General features: G+C 65.8%; 15 protein-coding genes. 6 read left to right on the forward strand and 9 right to left on the reverse strand.

Going from position 1 to position 14,374, the window contains the following annotated elements; translation table 11 throughout:
* Positions 1–289 precede the first annotated feature (289 nt).
* Genes ACPXCG_RS01345 through ACPXCG_RS01360 form a run of 4 tightly spaced genes read right to left on the reverse strand, consistent with a single transcriptional unit; the run spans position 290 to position 1,785 of the window.
* Positions 290–526, reverse strand: a complete 237-nt coding sequence (locus ACPXCG_RS01345) for a hypothetical protein (RefSeq protein WP_425788373.1) — start codon at positions 524–526, stop codon at positions 290–292.
* Positions 523–1,137 (reverse strand): HipA domain-containing protein, encoded by a 615-nt coding sequence (locus tag ACPXCG_RS01350; protein ID WP_425790421.1) that lies wholly within the window; start codon positions 1,135–1,137, stop codon positions 523–525. The genes ACPXCG_RS01345 and ACPXCG_RS01350 overlap by 4 nt, the downstream gene beginning before the upstream one ends.
* Positions 1,052–1,558, reverse strand: coding sequence for a HipA N-terminal domain-containing protein (locus tag ACPXCG_RS01355; protein WP_425788375.1), 507 nt, complete (start codon positions 1,556–1,558; stop codon positions 1,052–1,054). Before ACPXCG_RS01355 ends, ACPXCG_RS01350 begins: the two co-directional genes overlap by 86 nt.
* The gene (locus ACPXCG_RS01360) at positions 1,555–1,785 is read right to left on the reverse strand and encodes a helix-turn-helix domain-containing protein (protein ID WP_425788376.1); all 231 of its coding nucleotides are present in this window, start codon (positions 1,783–1,785) and stop codon (positions 1,555–1,557) included. Before ACPXCG_RS01360 ends, ACPXCG_RS01355 begins: the two co-directional genes overlap by 4 nt.
* A gap of 358 nt (positions 1,786–2,143) precedes the next feature.
* On the opposite strand from ACPXCG_RS01360, the gene ACPXCG_RS01365 reads away from it, so the two are divergent.
* Positions 2,144–2,410, forward strand: coding sequence for a hypothetical protein (locus ACPXCG_RS01365; RefSeq protein ID WP_425788378.1), 267 nt, complete (start codon positions 2,144–2,146; stop codon positions 2,408–2,410).
* 47 nt (positions 2,411–2,457) lie between these two features.
* On the opposite strand, the gene ACPXCG_RS01370 is transcribed toward ACPXCG_RS01365, so the two are convergent.
* The gene (locus ACPXCG_RS01370; RefSeq protein WP_425788380.1) at positions 2,458–3,582 is read right to left on the reverse strand and encodes a nitronate monooxygenase; all 1,125 of its coding nucleotides are present in this window, start codon (positions 3,580–3,582) and stop codon (positions 2,458–2,460) included.
* Between the two features lie 140 nt (positions 3,583–3,722).
* Positions 3,723–4,601, reverse strand: a complete 879-nt coding sequence (locus tag ACPXCG_RS01375; RefSeq protein WP_425788382.1) for a hypothetical protein — start codon at positions 4,599–4,601, stop codon at positions 3,723–3,725.
* Between the two features lie 125 nt (positions 4,602–4,726).
* On the opposite strand from ACPXCG_RS01375, the gene ACPXCG_RS01380 reads away from it, so the two are divergent.
* Complete coding sequence (locus tag ACPXCG_RS01380) at positions 4,727–5,047, forward strand: hypothetical protein (protein WP_425788384.1); 321 nt, start codon at positions 4,727–4,729, stop codon at positions 5,045–5,047.
* Here ACPXCG_RS01380 and ACPXCG_RS01385 read toward each other — a convergent pair.
* The gene (locus ACPXCG_RS01385; RefSeq protein ID WP_425788385.1) at positions 4,990–5,835 is read right to left on the reverse strand and encodes a phosphatase PAP2 family protein; all 846 of its coding nucleotides are present in this window, start codon (positions 5,833–5,835) and stop codon (positions 4,990–4,992) included. The two genes, ACPXCG_RS01380 and ACPXCG_RS01385, sit on opposite strands and share 58 nt — an antisense overlap.
* A gap of 94 nt (positions 5,836–5,929) precedes the next feature.
* On the opposite strand from ACPXCG_RS01385, the gene ACPXCG_RS01390 reads away from it, so the two are divergent.
* Genes ACPXCG_RS01390 through ACPXCG_RS01400 form a run of 3 tightly spaced genes read left to right on the forward strand, consistent with a single transcriptional unit; the run spans position 5,930 to position 9,128 of the window.
* Positions 5,930–7,237 (forward strand): hypothetical protein, encoded by a 1,308-nt coding sequence (locus ACPXCG_RS01390; RefSeq protein ID WP_425788387.1) that lies wholly within the window; start codon positions 5,930–5,932, stop codon positions 7,235–7,237.
* A gap of 56 nt (positions 7,238–7,293) precedes the next feature.
* On the forward strand, positions 7,294–8,289 hold the full coding sequence (locus ACPXCG_RS01395; protein ID WP_425788389.1) for an ATP-binding cassette domain-containing protein: 996 nt from the start codon (positions 7,294–7,296) through the stop codon (positions 8,287–8,289).
* Positions 8,289–9,128, forward strand: coding sequence for an ABC transporter permease (locus ACPXCG_RS01400; RefSeq protein WP_425788391.1), 840 nt, complete (start codon positions 8,289–8,291; stop codon positions 9,126–9,128). The genes ACPXCG_RS01395 and ACPXCG_RS01400 overlap by 1 nt, the downstream gene beginning before the upstream one ends.
* Positions 9,129–9,132: 4 nt before the next feature.
* Here ACPXCG_RS01400 and ACPXCG_RS01405 read toward each other — a convergent pair whose 3' ends face one another.
* Entirely contained in the window at positions 9,133–12,414 is a 3,282-nt protein-coding gene (locus tag ACPXCG_RS01405) for a BTAD domain-containing putative transcriptional regulator (protein ID WP_425788393.1), read from the reverse strand.
* A gap of 60 nt (positions 12,415–12,474) precedes the next feature.
* Between ACPXCG_RS01405 and ACPXCG_RS01410 the strand changes: the two genes are divergently transcribed.
* A complete protein-coding gene (locus ACPXCG_RS01410) occupies positions 12,475–12,987 on the forward strand; it encodes an SRPBCC family protein (protein ID WP_425788395.1) in 513 nt (170 codons plus the stop codon).
* A gap of 182 nt (positions 12,988–13,169) precedes the next feature.
* Here ACPXCG_RS01410 and ilvA read toward each other — a convergent pair whose 3' ends face one another.
* Complete coding sequence (gene ilvA, locus ACPXCG_RS01415) at positions 13,170–14,369, reverse strand: threonine ammonia-lyase (protein ID WP_425788397.1); 1,200 nt, start codon at positions 14,367–14,369, stop codon at positions 13,170–13,172.
* Positions 14,370–14,374: the final 5 nt, after the last annotated feature.

The following is a 14,374-nucleotide window of genomic DNA, read 5'->3' on the forward strand; positions in this document are numbered from 1 at the left end:
GAGGTTCCGAGTTCGGCCGCTACTCGGTGTCGGCCCCGAGTACAGTCGGTGGAGATTGCTCGGGACTCGAGGTCAGGGGGAAGGTCGAGGCGAGTACGTCCGCGGCACCTACAACAAGGTGCTACTCGCCCCGAAAACCCTGGGCCGGAATTCGATCAGGTGCATTGTCTCACCACCTACTTGCCGGGTATCGGCGTCGGCGACACCAAGTCCCAGGCGATCAGCTCGATTGGAAGAAGGCGCCGGACTACGGATTGCCCCTGGCACTGACGACCGGAGTCGTCATTATTCACCGGACCAACGGTAAAGCCGCAACGCTCGCAAGGACTTCGCCGGCGAACCTCGAAGTGTCCCGATCGGTATCTGCAAGTTCGTCTCTCGCGGCCTCGAACGCTCCGGTCACGTTGTTGCGGAGTGTGTTCACGAAGTCGAGCGCTCGATCGGCGCCGACCCGAAGTGCTGCGGCTGCTGCAAGACAGTGCTTCTGCCCGATCGCAGCGAACCTGTACTCGCCACCGATCTTCATCGCGGAGCGCGTCGGGCCATTGGCCGTCCGATAGGGGCGAAGGTGGCGAGGTCATACAGCGGCGCCAAGGTCACCGCGTTGCCGGACAGCATCACCGCATAGTTCTTGATATGCGCGTCAGTACACTCCAGCACCGTATTGAACATCAAACCCTGATAGAACGCCCACGCTGCAGAGGAACGATCTCGGGGTCGACTCAGACCGCGAAAGAGTCTGGCGACGTCCGCTACGCCTGGTCCACCGTCCAGGCGCTGGTACTTCTTGGCTGGAGGCACAGCCAACGATTGTCCGAGATCTTCCTGATGCAATCGGCGCCACAAACCGTCGACGTACTCGCGGTCGTAACGAGTAGCGACAAATGTCCGCACGCCGTCAAAAGAGTCCAGAGACGTGGATGCGACCGACAACCCCATCATCTCCGCCGCGCGCATCGTCATGTGTTCCACGATGTCGATGCGGCGGTAATCGCCCGCCACCGGTTTGAGAATGTGCGTCGTGGGCGTACCTCCGTCCGTAGTCGCCCAGTCACCATCGGATGTACGAAGGAGCGATCTTGGGTTGCGCCCCAGCAAGACTGAACTGCCCCACGTTCGCGGTCGCAGCTCGACCATCTCGGTATTCGTCGACGATGCCACGCAGCATCTCCCCTACCTGCTGGTCGGCGAGTTCGTGGTATACACCGCGCGGCAACGCATCCGTGGACGCGACCCCTTCGGGTAACAGTTGCAGTGCACCTGCGACGTCTGCACCGATATGCGACAGAATCGCGGACCTGTTGTTCGGACTCACGCCGAAGCGCCGTGCGAGTGATTGCCGCGCTGTTTCGTTGTCGGTGATGAGCCCGTCGAGAAATGGTGCGATCACGCGCTTCCGATGTTCGGATATGGCCAGGGGCATCGAGAGCGACAGGGGCGTCGCATCGCGTGTGTTCCGATACTCCTCGTCATAAACAAACCGCAGGTCCCCACGCGTCGTCTGGCGAACTTCCCCGCACCGGGCCCCGTCCATGTACACCTGCAGGATGTCGGTCATCGTTGCTCGCCTTGGGCGGCTGAGTCCATCACGACATCGAAGGCGGTTCCGAGCGCGGCGAACGCATCCATCACCAACGACATGTCGACCGATGGCTTGCCGTTCTCGAAGTTGACGAGCCATCGCTTCGAGACTCCGGCACGTTCCGCAAGGACGGCTTGGGAAAGCCCAGCCTCTTCACGGAGGTGTCGGAGGACGATGCCGGCTTCACGCGGTGTTCGAAACATCGTCGCCTCCAAGGTGCATGTTCGTGCACCCTACCAAAGGTGCACGAACATGCACAACCGTTGGAGCGCACGTGCGTGCACCTATCATCCCCTGAGTCGCTGAGCCCTTCAGTCGCCGCAACGTGACACACCCGATCGTTACAGTGGCCGCCATGCAGTTACTTCTTTCGTCCGCACATGAGGACGGCGCCCAGTTCGATTCGCCGCACCGCGCGGACTGCCGAACCGCATTGCCCTCCTCCACATCGACGTCGAGAGGTGGGAATACCCAGGTGCCCAAGGGATTCTCGAACAATGCAACACCGAAGCCCACCTCCGGCAACAACGAGTCCGGGCTCCGGCGGTCAACGGCTCCAGCTTGATCGCATCCATCCATCGCGGATCGGTCCATCCAGACGACCGCACTCCCGCCGACGAGTTCACCTTCCACCGTCGCGAGCGCGGCGCTCTCGTCGAGCGCGTCGAGGGCGTGTCCGCTGAGTTCGCCGAGGAGTTCGCGCTCATCGTCGTCCACCGTGGGAACCTGGCCGCGTACTGCGGACTCCACACCGGATCTTGTGCGCGATTCCGACGTCCCATGGCATCAGGCTGCCGCCCCGTTTCACGGAACTGGGCGGCAGCCTGACGTGACCTACCGGCGTTGTCCACCGATCATGTTGTGGTACAGCGACTTCAGGTCGCGTTCGCCAGGCTCTCCAGGCTGCCGGTTGCCTCGATGTACTCCTGCACCCAGCGCTCGATCACCGCGGCGGACTTCTCCACCTTCTGGAACTGACCGACAACCTGGCCAACCGGATTGAACGCGACGTCGATGCTCTCGTCGGGATGCTTGTGCGTTGCGGCAACGGCCATGCCGGAGACCATGTACTGCAACGGCATTCCCAGCGGCTCGGGATTGTTCGGGTCTTCCCACGCCTCGGTCCAATCGTTGCGGAGCATGCGGCACGGTTTGCCGGTGAACGATCGGCTGCGCACCGTGTCGCGACTGCCGGCGTTGACATAGGCGGCCTGTTGAACGGGGGTGTTCTCGGCCTCCTCGACCATCAACCACTGCGAGCCACTCCACGCGCCCTGCGCACCGAGCGCGAGGGCCGCTGCGACCTGCTGGCCGCTGCCGATGCCGCCCGCCGCAAGCACCGGACGCGGTGCAACCTCCTTGACGACCTGCGGCCAGAGCACGATGGAACCGACCTCGCCGCAATGACCGCCGCCTTCGCCGCCCTGCGCGATGATGATGTCCACGTCGGCGTCCGCATGCTTACGCGCCTGCTGGGGTGAACCACATAGCGCGGCCACCTTGCGGCCTGACGCGTGGATCTTCTCGATCATGTCGACGGGCGGTGTACCGAGAGCGTTGGCAATCAGCTTCACCTTCGGGTGCTGCAGGGCGATCTCCACCTGCGGGGTCGCAGTGGCCTCCGTCCAGCCGAGCAACTGAAGCGAGTTGTCGCCGTCCTCACCGAGGGGAACACCGTGATCGAGCAGCAGTTTGCGCCCGAAATCCAGCGTCTCGGCAGGCACCATGTCCTGGAGCATCTTCGTCAGGTCCTCGGTGGACATGTCGGCATCCATCCCCTCGTACTTGTTGGGGATGACGATGTCGACGCCGTAGGGCCGATCGCCGATGTGCTCGTCGATCCACTTCAGTTCGATCTCGAGTTGCTCGGGTGTGAACCCCACAGCACCGAGCACGCCGAAACCACCCGCCTTGCTGACGGCGACCACCACGTCTCGGCAATGGGTGAACGCAAAGATGGGGAACTCGATACCGAGCTCGTCACAGATCGGGGTGTGCAATTGGGGGCTCCTCAACGCCAGACAGAAAGATCGACAACAGCGGGCAGAACTAGAACATGTTCTACCCTGGATACTAGAAACGGCAGCAGAGAACAAGCGGCCGCCCGACTGATCGCGGATCTACGTTCCGCGTGACTTGGTCATGCGGCCGAGACAACCGAGAGCGAAGTGAGTGGCGCCAACTCGGGCCAGCCTGGTCTCACGTACTCGCGCTTGCTCGGAGGTAGCGCGTGCTCGCTCACCCGGACGGTGTCCGACTTCACCGCGGCGCCGAGTCGCTGCAGGAAGTTCACCACCGGGACGATGTCGTCGGAGGCCGGCAGATCGGCGTCCACGCGCACGGGGATGACGCACGATGACACGTCGGCGAGACTCGATGCGTCCCACGGATTCCGGAACCAGTGAGGCTCCGTCGTCGTCCGACTACGGGTCAGGATGTGCAAGATCACGGCGAGCGACGGTGACGGTTCGGAGTCCTCGCGGGTGCCTCGTTCATCCTCGTCCCGATCGTCGGCATAGGACCACCACAGGACACCGTCGACGTCCACCTCTTTCCACTCCAGCCGAAACGGATCCAGGTACGCACCGATCTGCGCGATCGGCTCCCCGAACAGAATGCATCCGGCGTAGGTCAGTCCGGTCAGATGAGTGGTATCGCGGGATTCCACCGCCACCGAACGCACTGCGGTGACCGACGACGGCAGCAACCACGTCGGCGTGAACTCCGCAACCACATCTGCGGCGATACACGCGTGCGCCCGCGCGTCGGCGAGACGGGGAAGGTCCTCCTGATATTCCTCCAGGTCCTCGACGAGCTCGTCGTGGAATTCAGGACGCAGGTCCAGCAGCACCCCGTCGTCGATGATCGTCGAAAGCTGATCGACCCGCGCTCGAATGCGGCCGATCTGTTGGGTCTCGTCGTCGATCCTCCGTCGATATCCGTGGGCGAGCTCCGCCCGGATGCGAGCCACATTCTGGGGCGTCCACAAGGGTTCTGGTTTCCGATGGCGTCGTCCCATGGCCAGGAACAGTAAACCCGTTCGACGCCGGCACCGAAGATTCATCCACAGGCCACAAAAGCATCCACAGCCAACCCACAGCAACGCCTCAGACCGTCTCCAACCTGCGGCATCATCCTTGGATCATGAGAAAGAGCACACGTACCCCCACCGTTCCCCTGATCGTCCTCGACGACGACCCCGCTGTCCTGGACTACGCCCGCGCGCTGTTCCGTCGCGACATCCCGCTGGGTGTCGTCAGCAGCCAGTACTCGGCCGCCGTGCCGTTCATGCTCGGCAACAACGGCCACACGGCCGCCCTCGTCGCCGACGTCGATGATCCGGATCAGCTGGCCGAGGCCATCGTCCTCGTCGAGCGTCGCCTCGGCCGCGTGACCTCGGTCATCCGCTACGCGACGGATCTGCCCGACACCGCCGATCTGCGCGCGACCGCATCGGCGGCCTGACGCCACGGCATGTACACGATTGCCATCGACACGGCGATCACCGCGACGATCGCGATCACGTCCAGCGCATAGTGATTGGCCGTCCCGATCACCACGAAGGCGGTGCTGATCGGGTAGAGCACCCCGAGCACGCGCACCCACGTTCGGCGCGCGTACATCGCGATCATCACGCCACACCAGATCGCCCACCCACAATGCAGCGACGGCATCGCAGCGAACTGATTCGTCACCGACTCCGGCCCGGGTGAGCCGGAACCTTCCCACCAGCCCCACGACGCCGTCTGAGCCATGATGTCGACATAACCCGGGTACATCCGCGGAGGCGCGGTCGGGATCAGGAAGAAGCCGGCCAGCGCGATGAGGGTTGTCAGCGCCAACACGAGCGAGGCCCGTCGATAGCTCTCGCGTCGCCGCCAGAACAGCCAGACGAACACGCCGATCGTGATCCACCAGTGCAGCGTGTGATAGTGCAGCGCACTGAGATCGGCCACCCAGCCATTGACATGCACCCAGCGATTGAGCGCCGGCTCGAAGGCGATGTGCAGGTGTTGCTCGATCTGCGCGATCGATCGTCCGTTGCCGAAGGCACGGTCGACGTCCTTGCCGCCGATGTTGCGAACCCGCGAATAGGCCGAGTAGATCCCCCAAATGAGGAGGATCTCCACCCACCATCGCGGCTGCGCCAGATATGCCATCACGCCGGCCAACCGCGCACGCGTGGCCGCCGACACTCGGGCAACACGCGTGTGCCCCTGATGAGGCGGCTGATCCCGCCATGCAATGGCCATACGTCCCCCACCGGATTAAATTCGGAACGACGTGGTTGATACGTTCAACTAAGTGTTCACTCCACAGTAGACCGGGGGCAATCGAATGGTCATCGTGGGTTTACGGAAGCACCCACAGGTGCGGCGGCATCACGTCGAGGCCGTGGCGTACCTCGTGTTCGGCGCCGGAGCGTACTTCCTGTTCCGGATCTCGGGCCTCGATGCCCACATCACCTGGGCGCATTCGGCCGTCATCGGTTACGGCGTCGCCGCTCTCATCTCGATCGCTCCGCTGCCGGCCGGTACCCGACGCGGTCGCCTCGCCCGCATGGCCGCGGTCACCGGCGCCCTCGTCGTGCCGTTCGTCATGCTGCTCAACGGCCATCACCAGATGCAGGACGAGATCGGTGTCATCTCGCGGTCCGGCAATTTGCTGATCACCAGCGGAATCCCGTACGTCCACCACGCCACCGACCTTGCGGACATCAACCCCTACCTCCCGGTGATGGCCCTGTTCGGCATCCCCGCAGCCCTCATCGCACGCACCGGCATCGATCCGCAGAGCGCGTGGAATGTCGTCGGGGATCCGCGGATCTGGTGTGCGGCGATTGCGATCGGTGGCGTGTGGGGGTCGATGCGTGTGCTCCACGCGCGGTCGGGATGGGCGACCAATGCCGCAATCCTGCTGGTCGCATCGCCGACGATCGCCCTGGAGATGTGCGCGAGCGGTGTCGACCTCCCGCTCGCCGGTTTCCTCCTCCTGGGACTAGCACTCGCCGCCACCCGTCGTCCCGCGCTGGGAGCGGTCTTCATCGCCGCCGCCTTCGCAATCAAATGGGTGGCACTGCTCAGCCTGCCGATCATCCTGGCGCTGTTGATCACCCGCTACGGCCGCGCCGTCGCAGCGCGATTCGTCGCGTTCTTCGTGGCCGCATCGGCGGTCTTCGTCATCCCGGCCGTTCTGTCCCTGTCGGACACGATCGCCCAGGTCGTCGAGTTCCCCACCGGCCATGGCAGTACCCCGACACCTGCGCGTAGCCCCATGCCCGGGGTGCTCCTCGCATCACTCGGCCCGGCGGGCCGAGTCATCGACATGGCACTGCTGGCGGTGTGTGCCGCGGTGTTGTCGATCTGCCTGGTCCGTCGACCGCCGGCCACCTTCGCCGCCGCAGCCACCTTCATCGGCGCGGGTTTCTCGTGCTTCTTCCTGCTCGCGCCGGTCGGCCGGTTCGGCTACCTGTTGATCCCGATGTTGCTGTTCGGCCTCGCCTACATCGCTCACCGCGCCGAACCCACCCTCGCCGAACCCCCGCGCGTCGAACCCACCCCCGCCGAACTCCGCTCTCCCGAACCGCCGCGCGTCGAACTGAACCGTGCCCCACATTCACCGCGACCCACGTCAGCGGCCGTCCAGCCGCTGTAACCGCCGCGCAAGCCGGTGTAAGACCCACGACAGAGGCACCGGGCACTCTCGGCGGCATGACAACAACCACCTCCGCCGGCCTGGCGATCGATGCGCATGGGCTGGTCAAACACTTCGGATCGACCCGCGCCGTCAACGGCGTGGATCTGGCCGTCCCCACCGGTTCGGTGTACGGCGTGCTCGGACCGAACGGGGCCGGGAAGACCACCACGGTGAGCATGCTCGCCACACTGCTGCGTCCCGATGCGGGCCACGCGACCGTCTTTGGCTATGACGTCGTCGACGACGCCGTCGCGGTCCGTTCCCTCGTCGGCGTCACGGGGCAGTACGCCTCGGTCGACGAGGACCTCACCGCGACACAGAACCTCGTCCTGTTCGGCCGGCTGCTGGGGCTGTCGCGACCCGCGGCGCGCTCCCGGGCCGACGAACTGCTCGAGGAGTTCTCACTCACCGAGGCCGCCGATCGGCCGCTGAAGAACTTCTCCGGCGGCATGCGGCGACGCCTCGATCTGGCGGCAAGCCTCATCGACACCCCGCCGCTGCTGTTCCTCGACGAGCCCACGACCGGCCTCGACCCACGTACCCGGGCTCAGATGTGGGACACCATCCGCAACCTCGTGAAGCAGGGCGCGACCGTCTTGCTCACCACCCAGTACCTCGATGAGGCCGACCAACTCGCCGACCGTATCGCCGTCATCGATCACGGGATCGTGGTCGCCGACGGAACCGCCGACGAACTCAAGCAGTCGGTCGGTGCCAGCACGCTGCAACTCGTCCCGGTGAACCGGACGGACGCACAGCAAGTGTGCCAGATCGTCGAGTCCGTACTCGGCGAGACCGCGACCCTGAGCCCCGAGGCCGCCCGCGTCTCCGTCGGCCTGCAGAAGCCGGATCTGGTGCCGGACGTCCTGATCGCCCTGCGCGAGAACCAGATCGCCATCGATGAGATCAACGTCCAGAAGCCGAGTCTCGACGAGGTCTTCCTCACCATCACCGGCCGGCCTGCCGACGATCAGACCGACACCGACACCATCAAGGAGGAGGTGGCCTGATGACCACCACAACCATCGACCGCGGCCCGTCATCGACCGCGATCACCACCAAAGACGCTCGGCCCGTGGCCAAACGGTCGGTCGGCCTCGCCGAGACCGTCCGACAGTCCTTCTCGATGGCCTACCGAGGCGTGTTGAAGATCCGGCACAACCCGGAACAGCTGTTCGACGTGACGCTGCAACCGATCATCTTCACCCTGATGTTCACCTACATCTTCGGTGGCGCGATCAGCGGGAACATCAGCTCCTACCTGCCGGTCATCATTCCCGGCATCATGGTGCAGACGGTGATCACCACGTCGATCGTGACCGGCACCCAGTTGCGCGAGGACATGGACAAGGGTGTGTTCGACCGATTCCGGTCACTGCCCATCGCCCGGATCAGTCCGCTGGCGGGCGCGTTGCTCGCCGACATGATCCGCTATTTCATCGCGACGACGCTGACCATCGTCATGGGCTTGATCATGGGGTGGCGACCTGACGTCTGGGGAACGATCGGGGCCGCGGCGCTGGTGATCGTGTGCAGCTTTGCGGTCTCGTGGATCTTCGCCCTGATGGGCTGCATCATGAGCAAGGCCTCTGCGGTACAGGGCATCTCGATGCTGATCCTGTTTCCGCTGACCTTCATGTCGAATGCTTTTGTCCCGGTCGACACGATGCCCGGCTGGCTGCAGGCGTTCGTCAAGATCAATCCGATCAGCCAACTGGTGTCCGCCGTACGTGAACTCACCGCCAACGGGCACATCGGAATCCACGTCGTGTACGCGCTCATCGGCGCCGTGGTGGTCACCGGGATCTTCGCGCCGCTGGCCGTGCGTGCCTACATGCGAAACGCGTGAGAATTCACGCCTGAGTGCTGGTGCGCGACGCCAGGCGGGTTCGGACCTCGTCCACCGCCTGGCGTCGCGACCGTTTTGCTGCTTCCTCGACCAGGGAATCCCATTGCGCGGTGGGCAGCCCGCAGATCTCCGCCATCCCGACATAGATGTGATGAAGCGACGGATAGTCCTGCCGGGCGCCCAATCGCCGGGACAGCGCGAGAAGCCACGCGCCGTCCTCGTCGCGGCCGTCGGTCTCGCATATCAGGTACCCGGCGGCCATCGCCATCGCACCCGCCTGCGGCTGGTCCTGCCAGCCGGCCAGTCCGAACGTATCGTTGATACCGTCGGCCAGCAAGGTCAGGAACTCTTCTGCCCGCGCCAGATCCCCCGCCCGCACGATGCCGGCCACGGCTGCGCTGATGAGCATCACCATGCCCGGGTCCTGCGCACCCAGCGGATGATTGGATTTGATGAGATCGGCAGCACGCCAGAAGATCTCACCTGCGGAATCGACATGACCACGGGCAAATTCCAGTTCGGCGTAGCCGAGCATCATCGCGCCGATGACCTCAGGATTGCCCTGCGGATTGGGGTCGTCGGGTGTCCATCCCTCGGCCGCCACGAGCAATTCGCGCTCAGCCTCGTCGAGTCGCCCCAGCGCGACCAGGGTCACCACCAGATAGCACCGGGTCTGCAACTCGTCGTCGCGTGAACCGAGACGGACGAGATTGATGATGGCGCTGCGGTAATGACCGACCGCCCGGTCCCACTGAGCCTGTTGTCCGTGCAAACTGCCGATGGTCACTTGGGCCATCCCGGACATCCAGGCGTTGTCGTGCCGCCGCGCGATCTCGCGCAGCAGGAAGCCGTCCGCCAGCGCCCGATCGAGGTCGCCGAAGTTCTCCCGGGTGTTCATCCGGATCGACAGCGCGGCCGTTCGCACCTGCTCGTCGACCGCACGCGTCCCACGCGAGATGTACCGCATCGCGGCCTGCGGGGTTCGGCACAACACACAGGCCGATATCAGCTCCGTCGGTTCGTCGAAGGTCCGTTCAGGTCGGTGCATCATGCGGATGTGGTGGCGTCCGGTGGCCACCCCCCGGAAGTCCTGTTGCATCGCCAGGTGCCCCATCGAGACGAGCACGGTGAACTGCCAGCGGCGTCGCATGGCATCGGAGAGAACCGAGGGCGGCTTCGGCAGGACCGCGAGAAGTCTTGCACCCCAGGACATAATCTCGCCATGCAAGCCGCGGACCATCCAGAAGGCGCTCAACACCGGGAAGACCGTGACGACAGTGTCCACAGCGCCGGGCTCGCCGGTCTCGCCGGCCGTCGTGGCGCAGCGACGCAACACCCAGACCAGATTTTCGACATCCGCGGCGATCCAGGTGAACAACCGATCGTCCACGGCGATCTCGTACTTCGCCTCGGCCACCTCGGCGAATTCACGCGCCCAGTGGCCCATGGCGCGGTCGACGTCGTCCGACTCCGTCGGATCGTCGGAGGCGGTCAGCATCTGTTCACCGAATTCCCGGACCATCTCCAGCATCCGATACCGGATGTGGCCGTCGGTCTCGGTCACGGTGAGCAATGACTGATTCACCAACGCCTCGAGAGTGTCGGCGAGCCGGAATCCGCTCTGTCCGACCACGACCGACGCGGCATCGGTGGTGAATCCGGCCGGGAAGCGACACAGTCGGCGCATCGCCGTCCGTGCGTCTGCCTCGAGCAGATCCCAACTCCATTCGATGACCGCGTACAGGGTGCGATGACGATCGGGGGCTGTTCGATCGGTGCCCCGCAAGAGCGCGAAACGCTCCTCGAGTCGCCTCGATATCTCGGCAACGGTCATGGCGCGAATCCGGGCGGCGGCGAGCTCGATGGCCAACGGCAGTCCGTCGAGGTGCCGGCAGAGTTCGGCGATCGCGGGCCGGGGCAGTTGCGCGTCGGGCCGGATCGCCCGCGCCCGCCGCTCGAAGAGTTCGACCGCCGAACCGTGCACTCCCACATCGAGAACCGGCAGCAGATAGATGCGCTCGGCGGCGAGCATGAGGGGCGAGCGGCTGGTGGTCAGGATGGACAGCTGAGGCTCGGCCGCCAAGAGGTCCGCGGCCACGCGCGCACACCGTTCGATGACCTGTTCACAGTTGTCGAGGATGATGACCGCGCGTTGCCCACGCACAGCGTCGACCAGGCGGTCGGCGAGGTCGCCGACCGCCATCCGGGGTCGCGCGCCGCTGCCGATATCGGTCTCGCCGACCCCGAGGGATGCGGCGATCGATGCCACGACGTCGTCCTCGTTGCGGACCGGCGCCAGCGGGACGTAGAACACCGGCCTCCCCGACTGCGCCAGCGCGTCACCCACCCGGTGTGCGACGCGGGTCTTGCCCACACCGCCGGCGCCCTGGATGGTCACCAACCGGTGGTCGTCGAACGACCCGACGATGGCAGCGATGTCGTCATCGCGGCCGATGAGGTCCGACGCCTCCACCATGAGCCCGACCGTCCGGCCGCGTTTGACCACCGGTGGCGGAGCCGGTTCATCGGATCTCACCGTCGAAGATTGCGAACCATTCTCCGTCGCAAGGAGTTCGGCATTGACGGCAACGGCTTGTGGCCCCGGGTCGACGCCGAGCTGTTCGGACAGGGACCGGCGCAGGCGCGCGAACACCGACAGCGCGTCGGCGGTCCGCCCCTCGCCGGCCAGTGCACGCATCAGGTCGACGTGCGCCGACTCGTCCAACGGGTCTGCCCGACAACGCCTGTCGGCGATCTCCCGGGCCGTCGAGAAGTCACCCGCGGCCAACGCCGTCCCGACGCGCCGCTGGTCGAGGGCGTCTCGCTGCCGCTCCGCCCGCGTCCGCACGTCGGCATCGAGGCCGAAGGAACCGTCGTCGTCCAGATCGTCGCCGGGCACACCGCGCCACCAATGCGTCGCCGCATCGAGCGCCCCGGGGCTGCCATCGTCGATGAGGTCGTCGACGATCTCCAGATCGGTGCGGCACCCGACCAGGCGATAGCCGTTGCCGACACCTTCGAGGCGGCCGGGGCCGAGCAGTGGGCGCAGGCGCGACACCTGGGTGTGCAGGGCGGGCATCGGCGAACGCGGTGGATCATCGCCCCAGACGTCGGAGATCAGGCGCTCGGCCGAACGGGTCCGCCCGTCCGCCAGCGCGAGCGAGGCGAGCAGGCGGCGGGCACGCACCCCGGGGACGGCCACCAGGCCATCCGGCTCGACGCACCCTCGCCCCACGGCGACCGGCCCCAGCAGGCCGATCACGGTGATGTTCTCGGACGCGGACACCCAGTCAGGTTAGCGCCACACAGCGCAACCCGATCAGTCCCTACGTGTATGAATGGAACCATGGCGCGCAGTTACCCTCTCGAGGCCATCGACCTCGACTTCTTCGAGTCCGCACCGATCACCTACCGCATGGACGTGAACCTGCCCGTGACGCCACAGCGCGCGTGGGCCGAGTTCACCCGGCAGAACACGCTCGACTGGTGTCGCGCAATCAAATCCATCGAGTTCACGTCGCCGCCGCCGTATGGCGTCGACACCACCCGCAAGGCCTCGCTGGGGGTGGCCGGGCTGTCGGAACACTTCTTCGTCTGGGATGAGGACGAGACCGCGGGCGAGTACCGGAACGCCTTCTACGCCGTCTCCGCGTCGACGCCGGGACTCAAGCGGTTCGGCGAGCTCACCGAGGTGCGCGCGGCCGAGGTCGGTTGCCGGCTCGTCTGGTCCTTTGCCCTCGAGCTCTCCACCTCGGCCAAGGCGGTCACCGCGTTCTCGGGTCCCACCGCATCGACCGTGTTCAAAACGGTCGAAACCGACACCGTGCGGCATTTCGCGAAGCTGATGCCCCAGTCCTGACCGACGGTCACCGTAGCCCCGTCGTCGAGAGCAACCGGTTCCTCGCTGAGAGCAACCTGTTTCCCGCCGACAGCACCGTGTTTGCCGCCGACGGCTTCCCCGACGCGCTGTGACGTGTTGCTGTCGGCGGAATCGTGGTTGCTGTCGCCGAGTTTCCGGTTGCTGTCGGCGGGTGGGTGGGCTCACTCGCGGAGGAAGCCCACCTCCGACAGCGCACGACGCACCTCACGCTGGTGTTCGGGTCCGCGGGTCTCGACGCTGACGGTCACCTGTACCTCATCGAGGTAGAGGTCGTCGGCGACCCGGGAGTGGACCACGTCGACGACGCTCGCACCGCGGTCACGGAGCAGTTCCAGCAGGGCGATCAACCCGCCCGGGCGGTCGGAGACGGTTGCGGTGACGGTGAGGAACCGGCCGGCGGCGGTGAGACCGTGAGTCGTGACATGGCTCAGCAGCAAGGGATCGATGTTGCCGCCGGAGACGATGACGCACACCCTGCCCGACAGCTCGAGGCCACCGGCCATGAGTGCGGCGACCGCGGCCGCGCCGGCCGGCTCGACCACCAGCTTCGCCCGTTCGAGCATCAGCAGCAGGGCCGTGCTCAGCGATTCCTCACTGACGGTGACCACCGAGTCCACCAGCTCGCTGATGTGCGCGAACGGGACGTCGCCGGGCATCGCGACCGCGATGCCGTCGGCCATCGTGTTCATCGATGCGGCCGCCACCGGATGACCCGCGGCGAGCGATCGCGGCCAGGCAGCAGCCTGCGCGGCCTGCACCCCGATGACGGTGACCTCCGGGCGTCGTGGCTTGACGGCCGCCGCGACGCCGGCCAGCAGGCCACCCCCACCGAGAGGTACGACGATCGCATCGACATCGGGCATCTGGGTCAGGATCTCGGTCCCGACGGTGGCCTGTCCGGCCACGATGTCGGGGTGATCGAAGGGATGGACCAGAACCGCGCCCGTCTCGTCGGCGAAGCGCCGGGCCGCGACGAGCGCCTCGTCGACGGTCGAACCCTCGAGGACCACCTCTGCGCCATAGGCTTTCGTTGCCGCCACCTTGGGTAGCGCTGCGCCACGCGGCATGTAGACGCGGGCGGTGATGCCGAGCGTGCCTGCCGACCAGGCGACGCCCTGGGCGTGGTTTCCGGCGCTGGCCGCGACCACGCCACGAGACCGTTCCTCCGCCGACAGACGGGAGATCCGCAGATAGGCACCGCGCGGCTTGAACGATCCGGTGCGCTGCAGGTTCTCGCATTTCAGCCAGACCTCACACCCGACCCGTTCGGACAGCACACGCGAGGCCACCATCGGGGTGCGGCGCATGACACCGGACAAGGCCTGCCCTGCGTCGTCGATCTCGGCGGAGGTGAGGAGCATGTTCG

The organism is Gordonia sp. DT218, assembly GCF_049847105.1.
In the GTDB taxonomy this organism is placed as follows: Bacteria; Actinomycetota; Actinomycetes; order Mycobacteriales; family Mycobacteriaceae; genus Gordonia.